General features: G+C 71.4%; 23 protein-coding genes and 2 pseudogenes. 13 read left to right on the forward strand and 12 right to left on the reverse strand.

Annotation, left to right across the window (positions count from 1 at the left end; genetic code table 11):
- Window positions 1–172 precede the first annotated feature (172 nt).
- A complete protein-coding gene (locus FYX01_RS11015) occupies window positions 173–709 on the reverse strand; it encodes a DinB family protein (RefSeq protein ID WP_190394273.1) in 537 nt (178 codons plus the stop codon).
- A gap of 156 nt (window positions 710–865) precedes the next feature.
- Here FYX01_RS11015 and FYX01_RS11020 point away from each other — a divergent pair, with 156 nt between their 5' ends.
- Window positions 866–1,633, forward strand: a complete 768-nt coding sequence (locus FYX01_RS11020) for an alpha/beta fold hydrolase (protein ID WP_150240252.1) — start codon at window positions 866–868, stop codon at window positions 1,631–1,633.
- A gap of 19 nt (window positions 1,634–1,652) precedes the next feature.
- Here the strand turns inward: FYX01_RS11020 and FYX01_RS11025 are convergent, their stop codons facing one another.
- Entirely contained in the window at window positions 1,653–2,060 is a 408-nt protein-coding gene (locus FYX01_RS11025; RefSeq protein ID WP_150240254.1) for a VOC family protein, read from the reverse strand.
- Between the two features lie 334 nt (window positions 2,061–2,394).
- On the opposite strand from FYX01_RS11025, the gene FYX01_RS11030 reads away from it, so the two are divergent.
- The 4 genes from FYX01_RS11030 to FYX01_RS11045 are packed head-to-tail and all read left to right on the forward strand — an operon-like array spanning window position 2,395 to window position 5,109.
- Window positions 2,395–3,369, forward strand: coding sequence for an ABC transporter ATP-binding protein (locus tag FYX01_RS11030; protein ID WP_150240256.1), 975 nt, complete (start codon window positions 2,395–2,397; stop codon window positions 3,367–3,369).
- Window positions 3,366–4,223 (forward strand): ABC transporter permease, encoded by an 858-nt coding sequence (locus FYX01_RS11035; protein ID WP_150240258.1) that lies wholly within the window; start codon window positions 3,366–3,368, stop codon window positions 4,221–4,223. The genes FYX01_RS11030 and FYX01_RS11035 overlap by 4 nt, the downstream gene beginning before the upstream one ends.
- Window positions 4,213–4,494 carry a helix-turn-helix transcriptional regulator gene (locus tag FYX01_RS11040; protein ID WP_150240260.1) on the forward strand — a complete coding sequence of 94 codons (282 nt, stop codon included), beginning with the start codon at window positions 4,213–4,215 and terminating at the stop codon, window positions 4,492–4,494. The genes FYX01_RS11035 and FYX01_RS11040 overlap by 11 nt, the downstream gene beginning before the upstream one ends.
- Window positions 4,495–4,509: 15 nt before the next feature.
- A complete protein-coding gene (locus FYX01_RS11045; protein ID WP_150240262.1) occupies window positions 4,510–5,109 on the forward strand; it encodes a hypothetical protein in 600 nt (199 codons plus the stop codon).
- A gap of 49 nt (window positions 5,110–5,158) precedes the next feature.
- Here the strand turns inward: FYX01_RS11045 and FYX01_RS11050 are convergent, their stop codons facing one another.
- Complete coding sequence (locus FYX01_RS11050; protein ID WP_150240264.1) at window positions 5,159–5,821, reverse strand: class II aldolase/adducin family protein; 663 nt, start codon at window positions 5,819–5,821, stop codon at window positions 5,159–5,161.
- A gap of 301 nt (window positions 5,822–6,122) precedes the next feature.
- Between FYX01_RS11050 and FYX01_RS11055 the strand changes: the two genes are divergently transcribed.
- The 4 genes and pseudogenes from FYX01_RS11055 to FYX01_RS26610 form a co-directional block, all read left to right on the forward strand.
- Window positions 6,123–7,649, forward strand: coding sequence for an aldehyde dehydrogenase family protein (locus FYX01_RS11055; RefSeq protein ID WP_150240267.1), 1,527 nt, complete (start codon window positions 6,123–6,125; stop codon window positions 7,647–7,649).
- 184 nt (window positions 7,650–7,833) lie between these two features.
- Window positions 7,834–9,405: a GMC family oxidoreductase gene (locus FYX01_RS11060; RefSeq protein ID WP_150240269.1), complete on the forward strand. Its 1,572-nt coding sequence runs from the start codon at window positions 7,834–7,836 to the stop codon at window positions 9,403–9,405.
- Window positions 9,402–9,617 (forward strand): annotated as a pseudogene (locus FYX01_RS11065) (glycine/betaine ABC transporter ATP-binding protein); the annotation flags it as partial. The gene FYX01_RS11060 and the pseudogene FYX01_RS11065, both read left to right, overlap by 4 nt.
- Window positions 9,599–9,733: pseudogene (locus FYX01_RS26610) on the forward strand (glycine/betaine ABC transporter substrate-binding protein); the annotation flags it as partial. The pseudogenes FYX01_RS11065 and FYX01_RS26610, both read left to right, overlap by 19 nt.
- 120 nt (window positions 9,734–9,853) lie before the next feature.
- Here the strand turns inward: FYX01_RS26610 and FYX01_RS11075 are convergent.
- The 6 genes from FYX01_RS11075 to purS all read right to left on the reverse strand — a co-directional run bounded on the left by FYX01_RS11075 (window position 9,854) and on the right by purS (window position 15,431).
- Window positions 9,854–10,093, reverse strand: coding sequence for a cbb3-type cytochrome c oxidase subunit 3 (locus tag FYX01_RS11075; protein ID WP_190394274.1), 240 nt, complete (start codon window positions 10,091–10,093; stop codon window positions 9,854–9,856).
- Between the two features lie 218 nt (window positions 10,094–10,311).
- Window positions 10,312–12,606 (reverse strand): phosphoribosylformylglycinamidine synthase subunit PurL, encoded by a 2,295-nt coding sequence (gene purL, locus FYX01_RS11080; protein WP_150240273.1) that lies wholly within the window; start codon window positions 12,604–12,606, stop codon window positions 10,312–10,314.
- A 72-nt stretch (window positions 12,607–12,678) separates the two neighbouring features.
- A complete protein-coding gene (locus FYX01_RS11085; protein WP_223830403.1) occupies window positions 12,679–13,197 on the reverse strand; it encodes a hypothetical protein in 519 nt (172 codons plus the stop codon).
- A gap of 31 nt (window positions 13,198–13,228) precedes the next feature.
- Window positions 13,229–13,924: a phosphoribosylformylglycinamidine synthase subunit PurQ gene (gene purQ / locus FYX01_RS11090; protein ID WP_150240277.1), complete on the reverse strand. Its 696-nt coding sequence runs from the start codon at window positions 13,922–13,924 to the stop codon at window positions 13,229–13,231.
- A gap of 411 nt (window positions 13,925–14,335) precedes the next feature.
- Entirely contained in the window at window positions 14,336–14,815 is a 480-nt protein-coding gene (locus FYX01_RS11095; RefSeq protein WP_150240280.1) for an ATP-binding protein, read from the reverse strand.
- Window positions 14,816–15,185: 370 nt separating this feature from the next.
- Entirely contained in the window at window positions 15,186–15,431 is a 246-nt protein-coding gene (purS, locus tag FYX01_RS11100) for a phosphoribosylformylglycinamidine synthase subunit PurS (protein ID WP_150240282.1), read from the reverse strand.
- A 292-nt stretch (window positions 15,432–15,723) separates the two neighbouring features.
- Here purS and FYX01_RS11105 point away from each other — a divergent pair, with 292 nt between their 5' ends.
- The 4 genes from FYX01_RS11105 (at window position 15,724) to FYX01_RS11120 (ending at window position 20,359) form a co-directional block, all read left to right on the forward strand.
- Entirely contained in the window at window positions 15,724–16,338 is a 615-nt protein-coding gene (locus tag FYX01_RS11105; protein WP_190394288.1) for a sigma-70 family RNA polymerase sigma factor, read from the forward strand.
- Window positions 16,339–16,860: 522 nt separating this feature from the next.
- Entirely contained in the window at window positions 16,861–17,976 is a 1,116-nt protein-coding gene (gene pdhA / locus FYX01_RS11110) for a pyruvate dehydrogenase (acetyl-transferring) E1 component subunit alpha (protein WP_150240286.1), read from the forward strand.
- A 3-nt stretch (window positions 17,977–17,979) separates the two neighbouring features.
- Complete coding sequence (locus FYX01_RS11115) at window positions 17,980–18,960, forward strand: alpha-ketoacid dehydrogenase subunit beta (protein ID WP_150240288.1); 981 nt, start codon at window positions 17,980–17,982, stop codon at window positions 18,958–18,960.
- 22 nt (window positions 18,961–18,982) lie between these two features.
- On the forward strand, window positions 18,983–20,359 hold the full coding sequence (locus FYX01_RS11120) for a dihydrolipoamide acetyltransferase family protein (protein WP_150240290.1): 1,377 nt from the start codon (window positions 18,983–18,985) through the stop codon (window positions 20,357–20,359).
- Between the two features lie 194 nt (window positions 20,360–20,553).
- Here the strand turns inward: FYX01_RS11120 and FYX01_RS11125 are convergent, their stop codons facing one another.
- The 3 genes from FYX01_RS11125 to FYX01_RS11135 all read right to left on the reverse strand — a co-directional run bounded on the left by FYX01_RS11125 (window position 20,554) and on the right by FYX01_RS11135 (window position 25,695).
- The gene (locus tag FYX01_RS11125) at window positions 20,554–22,473 is read right to left on the reverse strand and encodes a serine hydrolase domain-containing protein (RefSeq protein WP_223830404.1); all 1,920 of its coding nucleotides are present in this window, start codon (window positions 22,471–22,473) and stop codon (window positions 20,554–20,556) included.
- Window positions 22,474–22,654: 181 nt separating this feature from the next.
- A complete protein-coding gene (locus tag FYX01_RS11130; RefSeq protein WP_150240292.1) occupies window positions 22,655–23,584 on the reverse strand; it encodes an AEC family transporter in 930 nt (309 codons plus the stop codon).
- Between the two features lie 122 nt (window positions 23,585–23,706).
- Window positions 23,707–25,695: a serine/threonine protein kinase gene (locus FYX01_RS11135; RefSeq protein ID WP_150240294.1), complete on the reverse strand. Its 1,989-nt coding sequence runs from the start codon at window positions 25,693–25,695 to the stop codon at window positions 23,707–23,709.
- Window positions 25,696–25,704: the final 9 nt, after the last annotated feature.

Genomic DNA, 25,704 nt, shown 5'->3' on the forward strand with positions numbered 1-25,704 from the left:
TGAGGGGGGATGCGGAGACGACCCTCGCCACCTCGTAGGCGGGGGCGTTCCCACCGGTCGGTGGGGACGCCCCCGTCGGCGTTCGCAGGTCCCGGGCCGGGCGTCTCGGCCTTCAGGGGATGCCCTGGATCCGGTGCCCGCGTGGATCGGTGAGAGGGTGTGCGCCGATGTGTCAGCCCATGGTCCTCTGGCCGTCCAGCGCCTCACGCAGGATGTCGGCGTGGCCGCAGTGCTGCGCGGTCTCGCGGATCAGGTGCAGCAGCACGTCGCGCGCGGACCACGAGGCGCCCTCGGGGAACCACGGCGCCTTCGGCAGCTCCCGGCCGACCTCCAGGTCGGGCAGCTGCGCGACGAACCGCTCGGTCTCCCCGGCGGCCCGCTCGTAGTCCTCCAGAGCGCCGGCCAGGGTCTCGTCCCCGAGCAGCCGGAAGCTCTTCGTGTGTTCCTCGAAGGTGGCCGGGTCCTCGTAGTCCACCTCGGCGTCGTGCGTCGCCCCCTCCCGGATGAAGCGGATCCAGTTGCGCTCGACCTGCGTCACGTGCTTGACCAGACCGCCGAGGGTCAGCTCGCTCACCGTGGTGCGCTGCGCGGCCTGTTCCTCGTCCAGACCCTTGAGGGTGAAGCGCAGGAAGTCGCGCTGGTCCGCCAGGAACCGCAGGAGGGACGTGCGCTCGGCGTCCAGGACCGTGTTCTCCGTCGTCGCCGTCATGATGGCCACCGCCTTCTTCGTGTCCGACTCGGTAAGGGGACTCTAGGAAGCAAGGCGGTCAGGTTCTGTCCTCCACTCGACGGGAGCCGGGGAAAGCTTTGAAACTTCGGATAAGGCCTGGCCGATAGCCTGGCGTTCTGGCGACTCGGAGGTGCCATGACCTTGATTCCGCTCCAGCACCGGTTCGACGGGCCCGGCCACGCGCCCGTCGTACTGCTCGTGCCGCCCTTCGGCACCAAGATGTCCGTCTGGGAGCCGCAGATGCCCGAGCTCACCCGCAACCGGCGGGTCCTGCGGGTCAACCACCGCGGTCACGGCTCCTCCCCGGCGCCCCCGGGCCCCTACACCGTCGAGGAACTCGCCCTGGACCTGCTCGGCCTGCTGGAGTCGCAGGGCCTCACCCGGGTCTCCGCGGTCGGTGCCGGGTTCGGCGGCTCACTGCTGCTGTGGATCGCGGCCAACTCGCCGCGCACCCTGGACCGCCTCGCGCTGCTCGCGGCGGCGTCCCGCACGCCCCGAACGCACAAGTGGGGCCACGTCGCCTCGCGGGTGCGCGCGGCGGGCCTCGAATCGGTGACCGCCGACGTGGTGCGGCCCTGGTTCACCCCGGACATGTGTGATGAGCGCCCGGAGGTGGTGGCCAGGTTCACCGAGGACTTCGGCGGACTCGACCCGGGCGGCTTCGCCTCGGCGTGCGACGCGGTCGCCGGGATGGACCAGCGCCACCTGGTCTCCGGGGTGCGGGTGCCGACCATGGTGGCGTCGGCCGCCCACGACCCGTTGCTGCCGCCCGGGTACGGTCGCAGGCTGGCCGACGGGATCGCCGGTTCCCGGTTCGAGGTGGTCTCGGGCGCGGCACACCTTCTCGGGGTGGAGCGGGCGGACCGGGTGAACGAGCTCCTGGTGGAGCACGTGGCCCGGTGAGGGGGTACGGGGCCGGGGGTCAGACCGCGGCCACGGGGAGCAGGGGGCAGTTGATCTCCAACAGGTAGCCGTCGGGGTCGCGGAAGTGGGCCGCGCGGATACCCCAGGCCGTCCAGTCCCGCGGCTCCATCACCTGGCGGGCGCCGTCCGAGACCAGCCTGGCGGCCATGGCGTCCACGTCGTCCACCTCGAAGATCACCGCGAGCCGGTCCTGGTGGGGGAGTTTGGGGTCGGCCGTGTCGGTCTCCAGCGCCTCGGCCATCACCTCGCGCTGGTTGATGGCCAGCCGTGTTCCCGAGTCCACGTCGAACTCGGCGTAGCGGCTGTTCTCGTCGCCCCTCAGCAGGGGGAGCTTGAGGACCTCCGAGTAGAAGTGGAAACAGGCCTCGTAGTCGTTGACGAGGAGCCTGATGTTGGTGCAGCGCATGGGGTCTCCAGCCGGTCGGTGTCGCCGTCCGCACCATTGTCCCGTCTCCGGACTCGCGGACGGCTCGGGTATCCGTACCCGATCTCTCATCTGTCCCCGGTGCCGTGTCCGAAACCCGCGCCTCCGCCACGGGTGATCCGGGGCGGACCGTCGCCGTGTGGCCGGAACCGGCCGTCCTCCCCCGTGCGCGCCCTGGTCCGCGCCTGTCCCGTCGGGCGGGCGTTCCGCGGCATGTCGTAGCGCGTCTTCGCTCTTGTGTAGCTCTTGTTCTCCAGAATGTAGTATATGTACTATCGATGGCAGCAGAGACGAGACGATATGGAGGACTGATGTGATGGATTCAGCGGTCCGAGCGACGTCCAGGGCGAGTGCCCAGGCGTCGGGGACACCGGAGGAGACCGTGCTCCAGGTCCGCGACCTGCGGATGAACTACGGCACCGCCGAGGTGCTGAGGGGAGTGGACCTCACCGCCCGGCGCGGTGAGGTGGTCGCCCTCCTCGGCCCCAACGGGGCGGGCAAGACCACCACCGTCGAGATCCTGGAGGGGTTCCGCAGGCGCTCCGCGGGCGAGGTGGAGGTGCTGGGGAGCGACCCCGAGCGCGGCGGTGAGGCGTGGCGCTCCCGGATCGGCGTGGTCCTGCAGTCCTGGCGCGACCACGGCGCCTGGAGGGTCCGCGAGCTGGTCCACCACTTCGGCCGCTTCCACGCGCCCTTCTCCGAGCCCGGGCGCACACGCCCCCACGACACCGACGAACTCCTGGAGACCGTCGGCCTCACCGAACACGCGCACAAGAGGGTCCGCGAGCTCTCCGGGGGCCAGCGCCGCCGCGTGGACGTGGCCCTGGGCGTCGTCGGCCGCCCCGAGCTGCTCTTCCTCGACGAGCCCACGGCCGGGTTCGACCCGGTGGCCCGCCACGGCTTCCACGAACTGGTGCACCGGCTCGCCGACGAGGACGACACCACCGTCCTATTGACCACCCACGACCTGGACGAGGCCGAGAAGCTGGCCGACCGCATCCTCATCCTCGCGGGCGGGGTGATCGTGGCCGACGGCACCGCCGACCACCTCGCCTCCCTGCTGGTCCAGGAGAGCGAGGTCGTCTGGACCGCCGAGGGGCGGCGGCACGTCCACAGCACCGACAGCCCCGCCCGCCACGTCGCCGAGCTGTACGCGGAGCACGGCGACGGCGTCACCGACCTGAAGGTCACCCGGCCCTCGCTGGAGGACGTGTACATGGCCATGGTCCAGCGCCACGAGTCCGGGGACGCCGAGAACGCCGCCGCCGAGTTCACGAAGGAGATCCGATGAACGCCAGGGCCAACGCCGTCAGAGCCGGGTTCTCCCGGGGATGGACCGAGTTCCGGGGATCCTTCACCAACTTCCAGGAGCTCGCCGGCGGCTACCTGATGATGCCGGCCGTCTTCGTCGTCCTCGCCGTCTTCCTCGGCCGGGAACCGGTGGAGGGAGCCGAGGTCTCCACCGGCACGGTGATGATGGCCGCCGGAGTCACCATGCAGATGGTCATGCTGGGCGCGGTCACGGTCGCCCAGGTGCTCGGCACCGAACGCGAGGACGGGACGCTGCTGCGGGCCAGGGCCACGCCGCACGGCATGCTCGGCTACGGGGTCGGCAAGGTCTGGCACATCCTGACCATGTCGACGGTGGCCCTGCTGCTGATGGTGGTGCCGGGACTGCTGCTGGTCGACGGGTTCGCCCTGCGGGGCGTGGGCGGCGCGCTCACCCTGCTGTGGGTGTTCGTGCTCGCGATGCTGGCCCTGGCCCCCGTCGGCGCGATCCTCGGCGCGACCCTGTCCAATCCGCGCACCGGCGTGGGCCTGATCATGGTCCCCGTACTGGGCCTGGTGATGACCTCGGGCGTCATGATGCCCATCACGGTCATGGCCGACTGGATCCAGACCGCCGCCCAGTTCTTCCCCGTCTACTGGATCGGCCTGGGCGTGCGCGCCGCGCTGATGCCCGCCGACTACGCCGCCCTGGAACTGGCCGGGACCTGGCAACTGCCGCAGGTGGCCGGGGTTCTGGCACTGTGGGCCCTCGTCGGGTTCGCCGCCGCCCAGTGGGTGCTGCGGAGGATGGCCCGGCGCGAGTCGGGGTCGAGGGTCCAGGCGGCCCGGGAGAAGGCGATGAAGCGTGGCTACTGAGAACGGCAGGAGTGCTCCCGGCCGCCGCCCTCGGGCGGCGGCCGGGAGCGGCGAGACCATCTACAACCGGATCGCGATGCTGCGGGCCGAGCGGAACGTGTCCCGGCGCCAGCTGGCCGAGGCCCTGGGCGTGCACTACCAGACGGTCGGCTACCTGGAGCGGGGCGAGTACAGCCCCAGCCTCCACCTGGCGCTGCGTATCGCGCGCTACTTCGAGGTCCCGGTGGAGGTCGTCTTCTCCACGGAGCCCTTCCCCCGCATCGGCCAGTGAGCCCAAGGAGTCCTCATGCCCCTGTCCAGAATCCTCCCCAAGCGGCGCTCCACCCAGATCCGGGAGGACCGCGAACGCGCCGCCCGCCCGAGCGCGGACGGCCCGGGGTTCCGCGGGCCCGAGGAGAGCCCGAGGCTTCGCAGGCTCCGGGCCTCCCGTGGCAGACGGCGCGTCTACGCGGTCCTGGTCGTGCTGGCCACACTGGCCGCCACGGCGCTCCTGGGCGTCATCAACTTCCGCTCCGGCACGAGCGTGGCGCTGGCCGTCCTGACGCCCGTCTTCCTCGTGGTGATGGCCGTGATCCTGGTGCTCAACACGCAGCTGGGCCGGGCCACGGGGGCGAACTACCGTTACCGGAACCTGGACGAGCGCCAGCGCTTCGAGCTGGACCGGGCCACGCGGATCGGCCACCACCTGACGGCGGGCCTCATGCTGGCGGTGTTCCTCGTACTCGCCGTCCTGGAGGGCCCGTCTCCCGAGTCCGTGTCCTTCCCCGAGAAGCTGTTCATGCCCGTGCTGTGGGTGATCCTCATGGTGCACGCCTCGGTCCCCGCCCTCTACCTGGCCTGGACCCAGCCCGACGAGGTCTCCGACGACGAGGAGGAGCAGGCCTGAGGGAGGGGTGAGGAACCCGTGGGACGACGTCTGATCCCCGACGCGGGCGTCAGAGGATGTCCGGGCCCGCCCAGCCGTAGGTGTCGCGCTCGCGGATCCGGGCCAGCTCGTCCTCGGACAGCACGCGGGGCTCGCCGATCCGGCGGGCCCTCAGGTACGCGGCGCTGAGCCAGTCCAGCAGCCGCAGGTTCTCCAGCGCGTGGTCCAGGCTCCGGCCCAGGGCCAGCCCTCCGTGGTCGGCGAGCAGCGCGGCGTCGCGTCCCTTGAGCGCCTTGACCGCGTGGTCGGCGATCTCCCCCGTGCCGTAGGTGGTGTACGGGGTGACGGTGACCGCCCCGCCCAGGGCGGCGGCGCGGTGGTGGATCGGGGGCAGCTCGGCCAGGACCGAGGACACCGCGACCGTGTCGGCGGTGAAGGCGTTCACCACGGCGAAGACGTCGCGCTCGTGCTCGAAGGCCAGACGGTGCACGGCGATGTGCAGGGTGGCCTCGGCCGCGGGGTCGCGCCGCCCTTCGAGCACCCGGTCGTCGAGCGACATCACCGGGCAGTCGGCGGGCTGGAGTTGGTCGAGGGCGACGCCGTGCGGCGTGACGACCACCAGGTCGCCGTTGCGGACGCTGACGGTTCCCGACTCGCCCGGAGCGGCACCGGCGCCCGCGGCGATCGCGCGGGCGGCCAGGCAGACGTCCCGGCGTTCTTGTTCGAGCAGCATGCTTCCTCGGAGGGGAGCGCGGAGGGTCCGGACGAACCTACTTAGGTATGCCTCAACTACTTAGGCATACCTCAATGTACGTCAAATTCTCTTCCTCGTCTTCCCCAGGCGGGGATGTCCTGGACCGACCCGCGCGCTGTGCGAAGTAGTCATGTCCCAGGTGTGACGCGGGAAGCGCCACGAAGAGTCCTGTCGCGGCCGAGCGTTTCCCCGGACCAGGGCGTGGCATGGGGAAACTGTGACTTACGCGTCTTATGAGACGAGGCTGTTTGTGACTACCAATCTTGGGCAAACCGGCTCCGTGAACGAGCCCTACGCAACCTTGCCGACCGTGCCGTACCTGTCGGAACCGGGGTCGGCCACCGCTACCAGCCTGTACATCGACGGGGAGTGGAAGGCGGCCCGCAACGGCCGGGTCCGGGAGATCCTGGACCCCGCGGACGCCTCCGTCCTGACCATCGTCAGCGAGGGCGGCCGAGCCGACACCGAGGACGCCATCGCCGCCGCCCGGCGCGCCTTCGACGAGGGGGAGTGGCGCGGCGTCTCCGACGACGAGCGCGGCGAACTCGTCGGACGTATCGCCGACCTCCTCCAGCGCGACCGCGAGGAGATCGCGGTCATGGAGTCCCTCGACACCGGAAAGACCATCGAGGAGGGCGGGATCGACGTCGACGACGTCACCAACGTCTTCCGCTACTACTCGGGCCTGGCCGGGAAGGACGCGGGACGCCTCGTGTCGGCTCCCGAGGGCGTGCACAGCAAGGTGGTCTACGAGCCCGTCGGCGTCTGCGGCATGATCACGCCCTGGAACTACCCGCTGCTCCAGCTCGCCTGGAAGGTGGCCCCGGCCCTGGCGGCGGGCAACACCATGGTGGTCAAGCCCAGCGAGATCACTCCCGTCACCACCGCCAAACTCGTCGAGCTCACCGCCGAGGCGGGCATCCCGGCGGGCGTGGTCAACCTGGTCCTGGGCAGCGGTCCCGACGCGGGCGCACCGCTGTCCGAGCACCCCGACGTGGACCTGGTCTCCTTCACCGGCGGGCTGGCCACCGGCAGGCGGATCATGTCGGCGGCCTCCGAGACGATCAAGAAGACCGCCCTGGAACTCGGCGGCAAGAACCCCAACATCATCTTCCCGGACGTGGACCTGGACACCGCGGTGGACTACGCGCTCATCGCCGCGTTCTTCCACTCCGGCCAGGTGTGCTCGGCCGGTGCCCGTCTCATCGTGCACAACGACATCCACGACGCCTTCACCACCGAACTCGCCCGCCGCGCCGAGGCCATCCGCATCGGTCGCGGCCAGGAGGAGGGCGTGCGCTGCGGCCCGCTGGTCTCGGCCGAGCACCGCGCCAAGGTGGAGGCCGCCGTCGCGCGCGGCGTCGAGGAGGGCGCCCGGATCATCGCCGGGGGCAAACGGCCCGACGACCCGGCCCTCTCCGAGGGCTACTTCTACCGGCCCACCGTGTTCGTCGACTGCGAACACTCCATGGACATCGTCCAGACCGAGGTCTTCGGTCCGGTCGTGACCGTGGAGCGGTTCGAGACCGAGGCGCAGGCGATCCGGTTGGGCAACGACACCGACTACGGGCTCTCCGGCGGCGTGTGGACCGACGACACCGCCCGGGGCGAGCGGGTCGCGGCGGCCCTGCAGCACGGAACCGTCTGGATCAACGACTTCGGCCCCTACATCCCCGGCGCCGAGTGGGGCGGCTACGGCCGGAGCGGCATCGGCCGCGAGCTGGGGCTGCAGGGTCTGGACGAGTACCGCGAGGCCAAGCACATCTACCGCAACCTGGCACCCGAGCCCCAGCGCTGGTTCGGCTGACACAGCACCCTTCCGGACCGCCCCGGGCGGCCCGGGACACCCGAACACCCGGCGGCGCGGATCCGTCCTCCGCACCGCCGGGCGTCCCGTGGCGACGTCCTCGGCCGACACGAGAAGAGGGCCCCGCACAGGTCGGTTTCCCCCCGGCATCCCCTTGGGCAGAGACAACGAGAGGAATCGGACCGTGGCTCCGACCGAGAGCACCTACGACTACGTGATCGTCGGCGGCGGTACCGCCGGCTCGGTGATCGCCAACCGGCTCACCGAGGACCCCGGCACCACCGTGTGCCTGATCGAGGGCGGCCCCGACGACCGCGACCTGGAGCACGTGCTGCGCCTGCGCGACTGGCTGAGCGTCCTGGACAGCGAGCTCGACTACGGCTACACCACCGTCGAGCAGCCGCGCGGCAACTCCAACATCCTGCACTCCCGGGCCCGCGTGCTCGGCGGGTGCTCCTCGCACAACACGCTGATCAGCTTCCGGCCCTTCGCCGAGGACCTGGACGACTGGGTCGCGGCGGGCGCCGACGGCTGGGACAACGCCACGGTGCAGTCCTACGCCGACCGGATCAAGTGCAACATCGTCCCGGTCGCCGAGAAGGACCGCAACGCGATGGTCAAGGACTGGGTGTCCTCGGCCGCCGAGGCGGCGGGCGTCCCGGTGGTGGAGGACTTCAACGCCCTGACCTCCCACGGCGGCGGCTTCTCGGAGGGGGCGGGCTTCCTGTCCATCTCCTACGACCCCTACACCGGATACCGCTCCTCGGCCTCGGTGGCCTACCTGCACCCGATCATGGACGTGCGCGACAACCTCACCGTCATGCTGGAGACCTGGGTCGACCGGGTGCTCCTCGACGGCGACCGCGCCACCGGCGTCAGCGCCACGGCCGGGGACGGCACACGCGTCACCGTCAACGCCCGGCGCGAGGTGATCCTGTCCGCGGGTGCCGTGGACTCCCCCCGGCTGCTCATGCTCTCGGGGATCGGCAACGCCGGAGAGCTGCGGGAGGTGGGCATCGAGCCCCGCCACGACCTGCCCGGCGTCGGCGAGCACCTGCTCGACCACCCCGAGTCGATCATCATGTGGGAGACCGACAGGCCGGTCCCGCGGAACACGGTGATGGACTCCGACGCGGCCCTGTTCGTGCGGCGCGACGACAGCGATCCGCGCCCGGACCTGATGTTCCACATCTACCAGATCCCCTTCGACGACAACACGAAGCGGCTGGGCTACGAGTCCCCGCCCGACGGGTACGCGGTGTGCATGACACCGAACATCCCCCGTTCGCGCTCGTTCGGCAAGCTCTACCTCACCAGCGACGACCCACAGGCCAAACCCGCGCTGGACTTCCGGTACTTCACCGACCCCGACGGCCACGACGAGAGGACGATCCTGGACGGGCTGAAGATCGCCCGCGAGGTCGCCGCCACCGAGCCGTTCAGGTCCTGGATCAAGCGCGAGGTCGCTCCCGGTCCCGGTGTCCGGAGCGACGAGGAGCTGGCGGAGTACGGCCGCCGTGCCGCCCACACCGTCTACCACCCGGCGGGCACCTGCAAGATGGGCGCCGCCGATGACGACACCGCCGTCGTCGACCCCCGGCTGCGCGTGCGCGGCCTGCGCGGTCTGCGCGTCGCCGACGCGTCGGTGTTCCCGACCCTGCCCACCCCCAACCCCATGGTCACGGTCCTGGCCCTCGGCGAACGCGCCGCGGACCTCGTCCGCGAGGACGCCCTGACCCCGGAGGACGCTGGATGAGTACACCGGTGACCCCGGTAACCGAAACCGCCGGCACACGCGGCGGCACCGCCGACGTCACCTTCTCGGTCCGCGACCTGTGGAAGATCTTCGGCGGGAACGCCGACAAGGTCATCGGCACCGGACCGGAGAACGCCGACCGGGACCGCGTCAGGGAGGAGACCGGGTGCACCGTGGCGGTGCGCGACGTGTCCTTCCACGTGCGCCCGGGTTCCTCATCCAGGACCAGGGGATGATCAACGCGTTCGACCTGGACCTGGAGATCGTCTACGCCGGTTCGGAGGCCTCGCAGATCACCGAGGTCCGGCGGCGGTACGCCGACGAGGAGCTCGATCCGACCGAAGCCGCAGAGGTCTGGGCGGGGGAGAACCCGGACGTGCCCCACTCCGACCGCCGATCGCCGGCCGGCGGCCGTCACGCTGACACCCGCGGACCGAACGTCGGAGCGTCAGGCGGGCGGGTGCTCGTACCTGCGGCGCCGTCCCACCCAGTACACGTTCACGCAGGCGGCGACGAACCCCGCGCCGAACAGGATGACCAGCCACGTCTGGTCGGTCAACAGGTAGGCGCAGACCGTGGCGGCCAGGAGCACCAGGGCGCCGAACACGGCCAGCACCACGCGAAACCCCAGGGCGCTCGCCGGACGCTCGTGGCTGCCCAGAGGCCCCTTCAACCTGCCCCGTCGCATGACGTCCACTCCCTCCGTGCCGTACGTCCCGCTCGTCTTCCTCCCCGACCCCTACCCATCAGAGGGAGGCGCACCGGGAGCGACGATGACGGAATTCGCGTGAGTCGACAGCCGTGGAAGAGGCGGTCGGCGTGCCCCTGAGCGGGGACGGAGGGCCGGCCCGAAACGCGGCGGGGGCGCCACTTGGGAAGGGGCGCCCCCGCCGTACGCGCGTGGTGCTACACGCCGTCCATCAGGGCGGGCAGGGCGGACTCGTAGGACTCGCGGAGTTCGGCCAGCGGGATCTCCACGGCACCGCCGGGGTGGGTGACCGACAGGGCGTCGCCGCCCACCGCGCCGATCCGCTCCACCGGCACGCCGTGCTCCCGGGCCAGGGCCGCGAAGTCCTCCTCCCGGCCCGGCTCCACCGCGACGACGGCGCGGCCTCCGGACTCGCTGAACAGGGCGGTGAACGCGTCACCGCCCACGGACACCCGTACGCCGAGGCCTCCGCGCAGCGCCGACTCGGCCAGCGCGACCACCAGTCCGCCGTCGGAGAGGTCGTGCGCGGCTCCGGCCAGACCGCGCTCGGCGGCGGTGGCCAGCACCTCGCCCAGGGCGGCCTCGGCGGCCAGGTCCGCCTTGGGCGGCGGCCCGCCCAGGTGGCCGTGGACCGTGTCGGCCCACGCCGAGCCGCCGAACTCCGGCCGGGTCTCACCCAGCAGGAACACCTGGGCGCCGTCCGTGCCGAAGGCGGTCCGCAGGCGGATGCGCACGTCGTCGATCACGCCGAGCACGCCGATCACCGGGGTCGGGTTGATCGCCACGTCGCCGGTCTGGTTGTAGAAGCTCACGTTGCCGCCGGTCACCGGTGTGCCCAGCTGCTGGCAGGCGTCGGCCAGGCCCCGCGTGGACTCGGCGAACTGCCACATCACCCCCGGATCCTCCGGTGAGCCGAAGTTGAGGCAGTTGGTCACCGCGAGCGGCCGCGCGCCCGTCGCGGCGACGTTGCGGTAGGCCTCCGCGTACGCCAGCTGGGTACCCGTGTACGGGTCCAGGCGGGTGAATCGGCCGTTGCCGTCGGTGGCCAGGGCCACGCCCTTGTGGGAGTCGTCGGAGACGCGGATCATCCCGGCGTCGTGCGGGGTGGACACCACCGTGTCGCCGCGCACGTAGCTGTCGTACTGCTGGGTGACCCACGTCGGGTCGCCCACGCCCGGTGCGCCCAGCACGCGGAGCACGTGCTCGCGCAGTTCGGCGTCGGTGCCGGGGCGGGGGAGCTTGGCCGCGTCGTCGGCCAGCAGCGCGTCCTGCGAGTCGGGGCGCGCGTACGGGCGCTGGTAGACGGGCCCCTCGTCGGAGGCGGTCCGCGGCGGCATGTCCACCACGGTCTCGCCGTGCCAGGTCATCACCAGGCGACCGCCGCGCTCGGCCTCCTCGGGGGCCACGTCGGTGACCTCGCCGATCTCGGCGGCCAGGATCTGCCACTTGTCGCAGACGGCCAGGAACTCGTCCATCCTCGCGGGCTCGACGATCGCCATCATGCGCTCCTGCGACTCACTCATGAGGATCTCCTCGGGAGTGAGCCGGGGGTCGCGCAGCGGAACCCGGTCCAGCTGGACACGCATGCCGCCGGTGCCGCCGGCGGCCAGCTCGGTGGTGGCGCAGGACACGCCCGCCGCGCCCAGGTCCTGGATACCGACGACCAGGTCCTTCTCGAACAGCTCCAGGCTGCACTCGATGAGCAGCTTCTCCATGAACGGGTCGCCGACCTGCACGCTGGGCCGCTTGGCGTGCGACTCGTCGTCGAAGGTCGCGCTGGCCAGCACCGAGGCGCCGCCGATCCCGTCTGGACCGGTGGTGGAGCCGAACAGGACCACCTTGTTGCCCGGGCCGGGCGCCTGGGCCAGCTTGATGTCCTCGTGGCGCATCACGCCCACGCACAGGGCGTTGACCAGCGGGTTGCCGACGTATCCGGCGCCGAAGCCGATCTCGCCGCCGATGTTGGGCAGCCCCAGGCAGTTGCCGTAGAAGGAGATGCCCGACACCACGCCGGGCAGTACCCGCTTGGTGTCGTCGGCGTCGGCGGGGCCGAACCGCAGCGCGTCCATCACCGCGACGGGGCGGGCGCCCATGGTGAGGATGTCGCGGACGATGCCGCCCACGCCGGTGGCCGCGCCCTGGTGCGGCTCCACGTAGGAGGGGTGGTTGTGCGACTCGATCTTGAAAGTCACCGCACGGCCGTCGCCCACGTCCACCACGCCCGCGTTCTCGCCCATGCCGACGAGCAGCGCGTCGTTCTCGGGAGCCTTCTCCCCGAACTGGCGCAGGTGCACCTTGGAGGACTTGTACGAGCAGTGCTCGCTCCACATGACCGAGTAGATGGCCAGCTCGGCGGAGGTGGGACGGCGGCCCAGGATCTCCCGGACCCGCTCGTACTCGTCCTTGGCCATGCCCAGTTCGGCGTACGGCTGAGGTGTGTCCGGGCTGTCGTGCGCCACGTCGACGGTGTCGAGACCAGGTACTTCAGACATGCGTGGTTCCGTTCGGGATGTGCGGATGTGGGCCGGGCCGTGGCGTCCGCCGAACGGCGCGGAAGGTCATGGTCAGGGGGTGACGGCCTCGCCCGCGTCACCGAGCATCAGCACCGGAGGGGACTCGGGGTCCTCGTGGGCGGAGGTGTCGGCCAGTATGTGCTCGCCGTCGCTGAGGAAGACCTGGCCCGCGGGCGCGCCCTGGGGCTGCTGCTCCTCCCAGCCCCGCTCGGTGAGGTGGGAGGCCACCGTCTCGACGACCCCGCGGGAGTCCTCGGGCAGTTCCCCGTCCTGGGTCATGACCATCACCAGCCGGACGCACTCGTCCTGCTCGCAGTACACGTCGGCCTCCGGGTCGGAGACGTAGGACAGTCCGGACGGGGCCTGGCCGAGCACGTCCGCGTCCGGCGGCGAACCCGGGGCCTGACCGGTGCCCTGGCCCCCGTCCTGCTGGCCCTGACCCTGCGGCGGCGTGGCGACGGGCGCCGTCCCGATGGCGTTGAACAGACCCACGGCAGCGGACACCACCAAGCCCACGACGACCAGTCCGACGAGGACGAACATGGTCTTTCTGGAACGCAGCAGTGTCATCAACGGCCAAACCCCCTGTCGGGTGTACGGGTCAGGCGTTCACCGGCGAACCGGCGGCCAGATGGGTGAGGATCGAGGTGAAGAACCCGAGGCCCTCGGTGGAGGGGCCGGTGAGCGCCTCCACGGCGTGTTCGGGGTGCGGCATGAGGCCGACGACGTTCCCGTGCTCGTTGGTGATCCCGGCGATGCCGCGGCGGGAGCCGTTCGGGTTGCCGTCGACGTAGCGGACCACGACCCGGCCGGCGGCCTCCAGTTCGTCCAGGGTGTGCTCGTCGGCGACGTAGCTGCCCTCGCCGCTCTTGAGCACCACCAGGACCTCCTGGCCCTCGGCGTAGGAGCCGGTCCACGCGGTACCGGTGTTCTCCACACGCAGCACCTGGTCGCGGTTGACGAACCGCAGCGAGGAGTTGCGGGTCAGCGCGCCGGGGAGCAGGTGGCTCTCGCACAGGATCTGGAAGCCGTTGCAGATGCCCAGGACCGGCAGCGCGCCCGACCGGGCGGCCGGGACCAGTTCCGACATCAGCGGGGCGAACCGGGCGATGGCCCCGCAGCGCAGGTAGTCGCCGTAGGAGAAGCCGCCGGGCAGGACCACGGCGTCCACGCCCCTGAGGTCGGCGTCCGCGTGCCAGAGGGATACGGGTTCGGCACCCGCCAGCGCGACCGCGCGCGCGGCGTCCCTGTCATCGAGGGAGCCGGGGAAGGTGACGACGCCCACACGGGCTGTCATGAGCACACTCCGGGAGGTTGGGTCGGATCCATCCCCGCGGGCGCGGGGAGCGTTCGGCGAGGAGATGCCGGTGCCTGGCCCCGTCGCTGAGGACGGTGCGTCCGCACTTCGCAGCGTACCCGCTCACCTGTGCTCCGGTACGACGGCGGACCCTTCGGGGAACCGCCGCTTGGGAGGATCCTCCCGACGGGGGGTCCGTCCCGCGCCCGTGCCCGTGTGCGATCCGACAGGGACGACGGGGCTCACCGCCTGATGCGGCGGGCGCCGAGGCGAGCACCGCGGTGCGCGTCGCGTACGGGGCGCCGAGGGGCCGACCGGACCTGTGGTTTCCGTCACCGGGCCTTCCAGCGGGCCGAGGGGCGCCGTGTGGACCGCCGCACTCCGCGCGGACGGATCGCGGAGGCGGTCGTTTCACAGAAGGGCGTAGCGCTGGACCGGTATCCGCCCGGCCTCCTGCTCCTGTGGCGGTCCGTCGCACACGGTGAGCCTCTTGCGCAAAAGGACCGTCGTGCGCGGTTCCTCCTCGAAGTCGACCTCGTCCATGAGGTAACGCATCAGCAAAATACCCCTGCCCGATTCTGAGTCCAGAGCCGGGAGGGGCATGTGGTCGGTGGTGAACCTCGCGGTCAGCGCCGCGGGATCGGGCGCCTTTCCGGTATGGGATATCCGTAGTTCACACCACCGTCCGCCCATCTCGGCCTCGACCATGTAGTCGTGGGCGGGCTCGCCATGGTCCACCGCGTTGCTACAGGCCTCGGAGACGGCCAGGAGGATGTCGTCGACGCAGTCCCGGCACACGCCCCCTCGGACGAGGAGAGTGCCGAGGACATCGCGTGTGACGGAGACCGTGTACGCCTGTCTGGGGAGGGAGATCGAGAAAACGGCGTCCATTCGTACACCTCTCGTGCTCCGTTGTCGTGTTCGGCCCGGCTTATGAGAGAACCTTCCCCGGAGGCGGACGGAGTAAAACGAACAGCCGTGCCCCTTGAGGGACACGGCTGGAGTTTTCCGGCACTTCCGGCACGTCGGACACCATGCAAACGAATTCACGGTTTTCCCGTCCGCCCCGAAGCAATGCGGCCGTCACGGGGGGAAACCGGCGACCGGTGTGGTCTGTGTCATACTCGACCGGGGGCGGAGACCGCCGGGAATCCCTGCTTTCCGGAAAGTTTTCGTTTTCCGTGAATCCCGCGATGGTAAAGGCGCCACCGGTGGGTTCCGGGCCGGGGCGTCCGGCGGGCACGCGCCCGCCGAACACGTCCTACTCCTCCACGCGGACCTCGTAGTCCTCGATGACGGTGTTGGCGAGCATGGTCTCGGCCAGGCGGCGGACGTCGGCGAGCCCGGCCTCGTCCACCGTGCCCTCGACCTCGACCTCGAAGCGCTTGCCCTGGCGGACCTCCTTGATCCCCTCGAAGCCCAGACGTGAGCAGGCCCCGGCGATGGCCTGGCCCTGGGGGTCCAGGATCTCGGGCTTGAGCATGACGTCAACAACGACGCGGGCCACAGGGTCCTCCACAAGGAAACGGTGTGTGCCGCACATGCCTGCGGCGGGCGGGCCACCCCCCGTCGGACCGGAGGGGGCGACGCAAGCGTACGGTACGTCAGAGTGGGTAGGCGTCCTGACCAGGAGGCGCGCCGCGTCTTTACCGCACACTGACCAGTACCGGCGACTACAACGGGGCTCCCGTGACCCGTATCACGTGGCTTGATGTCATCATTAGAAGTGCGCGGTGGCGTCTAACAGGGTGGAAGTGATCGTCCGGTCGTCCTGAGGGGGAATCTTGACGACTATCGAAATGGACCAGGCCTCCACGACTGGTGAGACCCGCGGCGAAGAGCAGCCGGAAGAGCAGGCACTGGACTTCGCCACCGCGGTGACACCGTTCGCCGAGCAGCTCTATCCCACGGCCCTGCGGATGACCCGCAACCCCGCCGACGCCGAGGATCTCGTACAGGAGACCTTCGCCAAGGCCTTCGCGAACTTTCACCAGTTCCGTGCGGGTACCAACCTGCGTGCCTGGCTTTACCGAATCCTGACCAACACCTTCATCAACAGCTACCGCAAGAAGCAGCGCGAACCGCGCCAGGAGACCACCGACGAGATCAAGGACTGGCAGCTCGCCGCCGCCGAGGCGCACACGTCGTCCGGTATGCGGTCGGCGGAGAACGAGGTCCTGGACCACCTGCCCGACTCCGACATCAAGCAGGCGCTCGCCCGGCTGCCCGAGGAGTTCCAGGAGGTCATCTACCTCGTCGACATCGAGGGCTACGCCTACAAGGAGGTGGCCGAGCGCATGGGGACCCCGCTGGGAACGGTGATGTCCCGCCTGCACCGCGCCCGCCGCCAGCTCCGCGAGATGCTCGCCGACTACGCGCGCGACCGCGGGGTGCGTGTCTCCGCCGCCCACTAGGGCGTATCCGGCGCACACGTCCCAGGCGCTCCCCAACGGCCAGGGCGGGCCGACGGCCCCGCCCGGGGCGCTCCCCGCCGATCCCCCGTCCGCGGCGTCCTCCGCCGCGTCCCCGTCTCCCCGTCCCCGTCCGGTGGGAATCCGCCCGCGAGGCCCGGGCCCCCGCCTCCCCACGACCGCACCAGCACTTCCGACGCGCCTTGCGGACCCCACGCGCACGCGGGGGCCGTCGTCGTGCGCCCGTCGCCGAGCAGCGCCCCGCTCCCGTACCGCGCCCACAACGTTGCCGGAAAGCCCTCGACGATGCTAGGAAGCCCTGCTAAACGCCCTGCCGGGCGGTCGAGGATCATGGGGGCCGCAGCCAAAAGGTGATGCTGAGGGCTTGCGCTCTCCATGGTGAGGTCTGTCACGATATGGGGAGGGCTGTCCACCCTCACCCACCACCCCGGGTGAGGGCGGACCGTGATTCGGCCGATCAGCGTTCACCCACGCGAAGTCGGCCCCGACAACCCGAGGAGCGACGTGTCGGATACCACCGCGCACGAGAAGCAGGAGCTCGTCCAGCTCCTGACACCAGAAGGGGAGCTGACGGAGCACCCCGACTATCCCCTGGACATCAGCGCGGAGGAAATCCGCGCCCTCTACCGTGACCTGGTCCTGGTACGCCGGGTCGACAGCGAGGCCGTATCCCTCCAGCGCCAGGGCGAACTGGGCCTGTGGGCCTCACTGCTCGGCCAGGAGGCCGCCCAGATCGGCTCCGGCCGCGCGCTGCGCGAGGACGACATGGCGTTCCCCTCCTACCGTGAGCACGGCGTCGCCTGGTGCCGGGGCATCGAGCCCAAGGAACTGCTCGGCATGTTCCGCGGCGTCACCAACGGCGGCTGGGACCCCCACGACCGGGGCTTCCACCTCTACACGATCGTGATCGGCAGCCAGGCGCTGCACGCCACCGGCTACGCCATGGGCGTCCAGCGCGACGGCGCCGTCGGCGAGGACGGCACGGCCGTCATCTCCTACTTCGGCGACGGGGCCACCAGCCAGGGCGACACCAACGAGGCGTTCAACTTCGCCTCGGTCAACAACGCCCCCGTGGTCTTCTTCTGCCAGAACAACCAGTGGGCCATCTCCGAACCGCCGGAGCGCCAGGCACGCGTGCCCATCTACCGGCGCGCCGCCGGGTTCGGCTTCCCCGGCCTGCTCGTGGACGGCAACGACGTCCTGGCCTGCCTCGCCGTCACCCGAGCCGCCCTGGACAACGCCCGCGAGGGCAACGGCCCCACGCTCATCGAGGCGTTCACCTACCGGATGGGCGCCCACACCACCAACGACGACCCCACCCGCTACCGCGCGTCGGGCGAGTTGGACGAGTGGAAGGCCAAGGACCCGATCCTGCGGGTCCGCCGCTACCTGGAGCAGAGCGGCCTGGCGGACGAGGAGTTCTTCGCCTCCGTCGACGCCGAGGCCGACAAGCTGGGCGAGCAGGTGCGCACCGAGTGCCGTGCCCTGCCCGATCCCGAGCCCCTCGACATCTTCCACGAGGTGTACGCCGAGCCCAACGTCCAGATCGACCACCAGCGGTCCGAGTTCGCCGAGTACCTGGCCTCCTTCGAGGGTGTCGGCGCAGAAGGGGGCCGTTAGGCCATGGGAACCAACCTCACCATCGGCAAGGCCATCAACGCGGGCCTGCGCGCCGCCATGGAACACGACCCCAAGACCCTGATCATGGGCGAGGACGTCGGCAGGCTCGGCGGCGTCTTCCGGGTCACCGACGGCCTGTACAAGGACTTCGGCGCCGACCGGGTCATCGACACCCCGCTCGCCGAGTCCGGCATCGTCGGCACCGCGATCGGCATGGCCATGCGCGGCTACCGACCCGTGGTCGAGATCCAGTTCGACGGCTTCTTCTTCCCGGCCACGAACCAGACCTTCACCCAGCTGGCCAAGATGCGCCGCCGCTCGGCGGGCAAGCTCAGCATGCCCGTGGTCATGCGGATCCCCTACGGCGGCGGCATCGGCGCCGTCGAGCACCACAGCGAATCCCCCGAGGCGTACTTCACGCACACCGCGGGCCTGCGCGTGGTGACGGTCGCCAACCCCGAGGACGCCTACTGGATGATCCAGCAGGCGGTGCGCTCCGACGACCCGGTCATCTTCCTGGAGCCCAAGCGTCGCTACTACGAGAAGGCCGAGGTCGACACCGGGGCCTCCTTCGCCGAGGCGGTCCCGATGGGCGCCGCCCGCGTGGCCCGCCCCGGCACGGACGTGACCCTGCTGGCGTACGGGCCCATGGTCAAGACCGCCCTGCAGGCGGCCGAGGCCGACACCGACCGCTCCATCGAGGTCATCGACCTGCGCTCGCTGTCCCCGGTGGACTACCCGACCCTGTTCGCGTCGGTGAGGAAGACCGGGCGCATGGTCGTGGCCCACGAGGCACCGCTGTCCGGCGGACCCGGCGGCGAGATCGCGGCCCGGGTCACCGAGGAGTGCTTCTACCACCTGGAATCGCCGGTGATCCGTGTTGCCGCCTTCGACACGCCGTATCCGCAGTCGCGTCTTGAGGAGCACTACCTTCCGGACCTTGACCGCGTTCTTGACGGTGTTGACCGGGCGTTCGCGTACTAGGGGAACGGGGAAACCGAAGGATATGGCGATTCACAAGAGTGAGCCCGCCGTCGGCGGCGTGCAGTCGTTCAAACTGCCCGACGTCGGGGAGGGCCTGGTCGAGGCCGAGCTCCTCACCTGGTACGTGAAACCGGGTGACGAGATCGAGGTCAACCAGATGATCTGCGAGATCGAGACGGCCAAGGCGGTCGTCGAACTGCCGAGCCCGTTCGCGGGCACGGTGCGGGAGCTGTTGGCCGAGGAGGGCCAGACGGTGGAGGTCGGCTCGGTGATCATCACCGTGGACGACGGCACCGGAGGCGGCTCCCCGGCCGAGGCGGCCCCGGCCACCGAGGAGCGGGAGAAGCCGCTGGTCGGCTACGGCGAGAGGACGGCCTCCACCCAGCGCCGCCCGCGCCGCCGCCCGGCCCCCTCCGGGCCGGTGTCGCCGCCCGTGCCACGGCCCACCGAGCCCGCGCCGGCCAACACGCCCGCCGTGGAGGAGACCGCTCCCGGGCCGGTACCGGCGTCGGGCCGTGCACTGGCCAAGCCGCCGGTGCGCAAGATGGCCAAGGACCTCGGTGTGGACCTGGCGTCGGTCACCCCCACGGGGGAGGGCGGCGTCGTCACCCGGGAGGACGTCCGGGCCGCGGCCGGGGCCGCCCAGGCCCCGGCGGCCCCGGAGCCCGAGACGGCGCCCCGGACCGACCGCTCCTCGCGTGAGCGGCGCGTACCCGTCAAGGGCGTGCGCAAGCACACGGCGGCGGCGATGGTCGACAGCGCGTTCACCGCGCCGCACGTGACCGAGTTCCTGCAGGTGGACGTCACCAGGACGATGAAGGCCGTCGCGCGTCTGCGGGAGCGGCCCGACTTCGCCGAGGTGCGGGTGTCCCCGCTGCTGCTGGTGGCCAAGGCCCTGCTCATGGCGGTCCGGCGGCACCCGGAGGTCAACGCCTCCTGGGACGGGGACAACCAGGAGATCGTGGTCAAGGACTACGTGAACCTGGGGATCGCGGCGGCCACCGAGCGCGGCCTGGTGGTGCCCAACATCAAGGACGCCGACGCCATGGCCCTGCCGGAGCTCTCGGCCGCGCTGAAGCGGCTGACGGAGACCGCGCGGGAGGGCAGGACCAGCCCGGCGGACATGTCCGGCGGCACCATCACGGTCACCAACGTCGGCGTGTTCGGCGTGGACGCGGGCACCCCGATCATCAACCCGGGCGAGGCCGCGATCCTCGCCTTCGGGCAGATCCGGGACATGCCCTGGGTGCACAAGGGAGAGCTGAAGATCCGCAAGGTGACGACACTGTCGCTGTCCTTCGACCACCGGCTGGTCGACGGGGAACTGGGGTCCAAGGTGCTGCGCGACATCGGTACCGCGCTGGAGGACCCGGAGCTGACCGCCCTGGCCTGGGGCTGAGGCGGCGGAGTCAAACAGGGGCCGGCGCGATGAACTCGCACCGGCCCCTGCCCGCGAGGAGGGCCGCCCCCAAAGGGGGAGGAGGGCGGCCCCCACGCTCTCAGTGTTCCCCGTGTGTTTTCACCGACACGTGGTACCCCGTTCCTCGGGGCGGCGGCCGGGCCCGGAACCAGGACGGGGCTCCGGACCCGGGATCAGGAGACCATCCACACGAAGCCGTACTGGGCGCCCGTCAGGATGACGGCGGCGGCCGCCAGGACGACCAGGGTGAGGTGGATCCGGCCGACCGGGCGCAGCCACCCCCTGACCCAGGCCGTCACGGCCACGGCGGCGGTGGCCAGGGCCAGCGGGATCGCGAGGGCCAGCGGGAGGGTGAGCGCGAGGGACTCACCGAAGATCCACTGCTCCAGCGTGTGGCTGTTGAGCAGTCCGTACACGATCAGCCCGAGGCCGGCGAAGCAGCTCAGCGCGGTCAGCGCGGCCAGCACGCGGGCGACGAGGGTGAACCGGTCCCTGGGGCGGCGGAAGTGGAGGAACGCGGTGAACAGGACGAGCAGGCCCGCGGCGGCGACCACGCCGTGCGTGACGGGGTTGGTCAGCAGTGTGGTCCGCTCGTAGACGTGGGTGGGGTTGCTGTTCACGGCCAGGGCGACGGCCTCGCCGTCCTCCTCCATGAAGACCAGCTGGTCCTCCCTGTTCCCCGCGACGAACCGTCCTCCGCCGACGGGCAGCCAGCGGTCGTCCAGCGCCATCATGCCGCTGACGGAGAGGGCGCCGTCGACCTCGCGCACGACCATGTTGTCGAAGAGGGGGACGATCTGGGCGGGTCCGTTGGCGGCGCGCCGACTGGTGACGTAGGTGCCCGTGTAGGCGCCCATGTCGGCCCCGGTGTCGGCCCCGGTGTCGGCCCGGCCGGTCGGCGGCTCCTGGGGGTCGAACGTGTCGGCGAACTCCCGGGCCACCGTCATGCGCAGGTCCTGGAGGGGGTTCCCGGCGATGGTGTCGTCGCCGTTGACCGCGACGAACATCCCGGCGTCGATCCCCGGGATCAGGACGTAGGCGGTGTGCATGCCCACCAGGTCGCCGCCGTGGCCGATGACCGGGGAGTCCCCGCCCCGCCACTGGTAGGTGCCGTAACCCATGTCGGCGGTCTCGGGGTGAACCTCGTGCTGGCTGGCCAGCATCTGCTCGGCGACCCTGGCGGGGAGCACGCGCTCGCCGTCGATCTCACCCTCTCCCAGCAGGGCCAGCATGAACCGGGCCATGTCGTCGGTCGAGGCGACGGAGGCCCCGGCGGGCACGGGGGTGATGTGCATCGGTTCGGCCTCGCCGCCGTCGGACAGGTGGAACGTCGGGATCTCGTACGACTCGCGGGCGTCGTAGACCTGGAGGAACTCGCTGCCCTCCATGCCCAGCGGCGTGAACACGTTCTGCGCGACGTACTCCTCGAAGGGCACGCCGCTCACCTCCTGGACGATGTACCCGGCCAGGGCGCTGCCGTGGTTGGAGTAGGCGGTGAACCGGCCGGGTTCGTGGAGCTGCTCGGGTTTGCGGGTGCGGAACAGCTCTTCGAGGGTGAAGTGCAGGTCGGTGTCCTCGACCGAGGGGAAGTCGACCACCTCCTCGAACCCGGCGGTGTGGGTGAGCAGCTGGTGCGTCGTGACGCCGTCCACGGGCAGCCGGGCCTCCTCGGGCAGGTAGGTGTTGACGTCCTCGTCCAGGTCGATCCCGCCCTGTTCGACCAGGGTGAGGACGGCCGCCGCGGTGAAGGACTTGGACACCGAACCCGTGGGGAGCGTGTGGACGGTGTGGTCCATGGGTGTCTCATCCGCCAGGTCGGCGTACCCGTGTGAGGCGGAGGCGATCTGCTCGCCGCCGGCCACGACGGTCACGGCGACACCGGGTGCCCCGTGTTCCTCCAGCAGTTCGGCGACGCGGGTGTCCGCGAACTCCCGGGCGGTCTCGGGGGTCAGCGGTGCGGCCGCGGACGGGGTGTCCGCCGGAGCCGAGGCCTCCCCGGGCGCGGTGGTGGCCGAGGCCGCCCCGGGCGCCAGGGTGGCGATGATCATCAGGGGTGCGGCCAGCATGGGCAGGACGCGTGGGGTTCGTGGCATCTGTGCTCCCGGGGTGAGTTCTCGCTACCCCTCGAAACTAGGAGCCGGCGTCCTCCGGGGCACTGGCACGGACGGGCGTCCTCTCACTACAGGTAGCTGTACCGAGCGGGGCGCGGTCCTCCCGGGGGCAGGTCCCTCGGGAGGCGGGGCCGTCGCGCGGAGGCGGGAGCGCCGGGCGCGGCTATCCGAGCAGGAAGGTGACGGCGAACAGCACGGGGACCGTGAGGAGGGTGGTCAGCAGCACCACGTCGCGGACCATCACCTCGCCGGTGCGGTACTGGGCGGCGAAGTTGAACACGTTCTGGGCCGTGGGCAGGGCCGCCAGCACCACCACGGAGAACAGGGTGAAGGCGTTCAGGTCGAAGACCAGGGCGCCCAGGGCCCACGCGGCCAGCGGCTGGACCACGGACTTGAGCGCCACGGCCACCAGGACCGGTACGCGCTCGGGGCCGCGGCCGGGGAACGCGCTGCCGTGCAGGGAGATCCCGAAGGCCAGCAGCATCGCCGGGACCGCCATGCCGCCGATCAGGTGGAAGGGCTCCATCAGGGCTTCCGGGGGCGTCCGGCCCGAGGCGGAGACGGCCACGCCCGCCAGGGAGGCGATCACCACGGGGTTGCGGACCGGTGTGCCGAGCGCCCGGCGCAGGACGGGCCCCACCCCGCGCGCGCCGCCGTCGCCCAGGTCCAGGACGGTGAGCGCGACGGGGGCCATGAACAGGAGCTGGGTCAGCAGGATGGGCGCGACCAGGGACGCGTCGCCGAGGACGTAGACGGCGATGGGGATGCCGAGGTTGCCCGCGTTGACGTACGACGACGCGAGCGCGCCGACGGTGGTCCGGCCCACGCCCCAGCGCCGCACCAGCCCGAGGACGATGAAGGCGAGGGCCACGCAGGCCACGCTGAGCACGCTGACCAGGACCGGTGCGGACACCAGCACGGAGAGGTCGACGTCGGCCAGGATCGTGAACAGCAGGGCGGGGCTGGCCACGTAGAAGGCGAGCCTGGTGAGCACCTCCTTGGCCCCCGGGCCCAGGAGGGGGAGCCTTCCGAGCATGTAACCGATGACGACGACGCTGGTGATGACGCCGAAACCGATCAAGACCCCGGACAAGGGGCGCCCCCACTGCGAACGCGCGACACGACCGTGGAAACGCTATCCGAGGTTGCTTCGTGACGATACGGCGCAGATCACACCGTCCCGGGCGGGGGCGGGGTCCGGGCGCCGTCGCGGTGTCAGTCCTCGGCGGGCGGGCTGGGATCGGCGGAGGGGTCCGCGGAGGGATCGGCCTCCTCGGCCTCCTCCTCGGCCTCCTCGGCGGCCTCCTCCTCGGCCTGGCGCTCGGCTTCGGCCCGGTCGGCGGCGCGGGTCGTGCACACCTCCTCGGCCGCGGCCGAGGAGCCCTCCACGGCGACCACCGTGAAGCAGTACTCCATGACCGTGTCGTCCGTGACGATCTGCGCGGAGACCGCGCCGGGGCCGGTCCGGGCCAGGGTGAGGGGATCGTGACCGCTGGGACCGCCCAGCACGAAGAACGAGGCGGTGCCGCCGCTGTTGTCGGTCCAGGTCAGCTCGACGGCGCCGAGGTTGTCCACCAGCGCGACCCCCGAGGGCGCGGATACCTCGGGCGGTGCCGTGGGTTCGACCACCTCGCCCCGGCCGCCGACGTCCTCGGCCTCCTCGCCGGCTCCCCCGCCCGGGTCCTCGCCGGAGGGGGCGCTCGACTCCTCGGCGGCTCCCTCCGCCCCGGAGGCGGCCGACACCGGTGTGCGGGAGCCGGTCGCCGCGAGCGTTCCGGACACCGCGGTGAGTACGAGGATGCCGCCCACGGTCACGGCGATGTGCAGATGCTCGCGCCAGCGTGCCCCGCTCCGCACGGGCTCGTCGAGGACGGACCACTCGGGGGCCTCGTCCTCCTGCTCGGTTTCCGGTTCGTCGTAGGGCAGGCGGGAGGACTCGGCTGTGCCGCTCCATCCCTCGACACGGGACCAGGCGAGCCGCGGCGAGATCTCCTCGCCGCGCAGCTTGGCCATCATGATCTCGGCGGTGCTGCCCGCGTCCGAGGCGGGCAGTCGGCTGCCCGCCCGCCCGTCCTCCGGCGGTACCGGCGGCTCGCCGCGCAGCCGCTGGGCGCTGTCCAGCCGGGCGGCGGGAACGGGCGGTTCCTGGGGGCCGCTCAGCGGGTCCCGGGGCCCCGTGCCCGGATACGCGCCGGGCGGTGCCGGCGGCTGGGGCGTGTCGTGCACCGCGTAGGGCGGTGCGGGTACGAATCCCGGGCCGCCCGCCGGGCCCGGAGGGGCGCTGGAGGCCGTGTGGGGGTTGACGGGAGGCGTCTGCGGTCCTGTGCCGGGGTGCGGGGCTTGCGGTCCTGTGCCGGGGTGCGGGGCCTGTGGTCCTGTGCCGGGGTGCGGGGCCTGCGGCACACGCGCCTGCTCGAACGCCACGGCGAACGCGGCGGCGCTGTCGTAGCGCTCCTCCGGCACCTTCGACAGGGCGCGCGTCAGCACGCCCCGCAGCTTGCGGGACACGTCCTGCCGGGTGACCGGCGGGACGTCCTCGGTGAGCACCCGGCGGGCGTAGTCGCGGGGGTGGAGCGCCGAACCGTCCTCGGGGGCGAAGGGCGGCCGGCCGACGAACATCGTCCAGATGGTCGACGCGAGCCGGTACACGTCCGAAGCGGGCGATCGCGGCTCCCCGCGCAGCGCCTCGGGTGGTGAGTGCGGGAACGCGTCGGTCCCGGGGTCCGGCAGGGGTGTGGTCGCCCCGATCGGGTGTACGGAGCCGAAACCGGTCAGAACCGGGGTACGGCCCGCCCTCAGGACGTTCCCCGGGCTGACGGCGTCGTGCACCAGGCCCCGGCCGTGTATCGCGCTGAGGGCGGCGGCCACGCTCCGGGCGATCGCCGCCGTCTCCTGCAGCGGAGCGGGGCCCCTGCGTACGAGCATGTCGGAGAAGGAGCCGTCCGCGTAGAACGGCAGCACCACGAAGAGGTCCCCCTCGGCCGTGGTGCCCGCGTCCACCAGGGGCACGACTCCCGGCACCCCGCCGAGGTCGCGCAACCGGTCGAGTTCGGCCCGCCCCGCGGCCCGGGGCAGGACCTTGAGCACGACGTCCGCACCGCTGGTGGTGCGCCGACCACGGACGACTCGGGCGCGCGGTCCCTCGCGCAGCACGGTGAGCGACTCGTATCCGGGTGCCCATGAGGCGTGCTCGGAGCCGGACATGCGCGAGCG

This window comes from Nocardiopsis quinghaiensis (genome assembly GCF_008638365.1).
In the GTDB taxonomy this organism is placed as follows: domain Bacteria; phylum Actinomycetota; class Actinomycetes; order Streptosporangiales; family Streptosporangiaceae; genus Nocardiopsis; species Nocardiopsis quinghaiensis.

Bases quoted from the DNA above. Each gene is read 5' to 3' on its own strand.
- FYX01_RS11015 (WP_190394273.1), bottom strand. From the start codon at position 709: ATGACGGCGACGACGGAGAACACGGTCCTGGACGCCGAGCGCACGTCC.
- FYX01_RS11020 (WP_150240252.1), top strand. From the start codon at position 866: ATGACCTTGATTCCGCTCCAGCACCGGTTCGACGGGCCCGGCCACGCG.
- FYX01_RS11025 (WP_150240254.1), bottom strand. From the start codon at position 2,060: ATGCGCTGCACCAACATCAGGCTCCTCGTCAACGACTACGAGGCCTGT.
- FYX01_RS11030 (WP_150240256.1), top strand. From the start codon at position 2,395: ATGGATTCAGCGGTCCGAGCGACGTCCAGGGCGAGTGCCCAGGCGTCG.
- FYX01_RS11035 (WP_150240258.1), top strand. From the start codon at position 3,366: ATGAACGCCAGGGCCAACGCCGTCAGAGCCGGGTTCTCCCGGGGATGG.
- FYX01_RS11045 (WP_150240262.1), top strand. From the start codon at position 4,510: ATGCCCCTGTCCAGAATCCTCCCCAAGCGGCGCTCCACCCAGATCCGG.
- FYX01_RS11050 (WP_150240264.1), bottom strand. From the start codon at position 5,821: ATGCTGCTCGAACAAGAACGCCGGGACGTCTGCCTGGCCGCCCGCGCG.
- FYX01_RS11075 (WP_190394274.1), bottom strand. From the start codon at position 10,093: ATGCGACGGGGCAGGTTGAAGGGGCCTCTGGGCAGCCACGAGCGTCCG.
- purL (WP_150240273.1), bottom strand. From the start codon at position 12,606: ATGTCTGAAGTACCTGGTCTCGACACCGTCGACGTGGCGCACGACAGC.
- FYX01_RS11085 (WP_223830403.1), bottom strand. From the start codon at position 13,197: ATGACACTGCTGCGTTCCAGAAAGACCATGTTCGTCCTCGTCGGACTG.
- purQ (WP_150240277.1), bottom strand. From the start codon at position 13,924: ATGACAGCCCGTGTGGGCGTCGTCACCTTCCCCGGCTCCCTCGATGAC.
- FYX01_RS11095 (WP_150240280.1), bottom strand. From the start codon at position 14,815: ATGGACGCCGTTTTCTCGATCTCCCTCCCCAGACAGGCGTACACGGTC.
- FYX01_RS11105 (WP_190394288.1), top strand. From the start codon at position 15,724: ATGGACCAGGCCTCCACGACTGGTGAGACCCGCGGCGAAGAGCAGCCG.
- FYX01_RS11115 (WP_150240288.1), top strand. From the start codon at position 17,980: ATGGGAACCAACCTCACCATCGGCAAGGCCATCAACGCGGGCCTGCGC.
- FYX01_RS11120 (WP_150240290.1), top strand. From the start codon at position 18,983: ATGGCGATTCACAAGAGTGAGCCCGCCGTCGGCGGCGTGCAGTCGTTC.
- FYX01_RS11125 (WP_223830404.1), bottom strand. From the start codon at position 22,473: ATGCCACGAACCCCACGCGTCCTGCCCATGCTGGCCGCACCCCTGATG.
- FYX01_RS11135 (WP_150240294.1), bottom strand. From the start codon at position 25,695: ATGTCCGGCTCCGAGCACGCCTCATGGGCACCCGGATACGAGTCGCTC.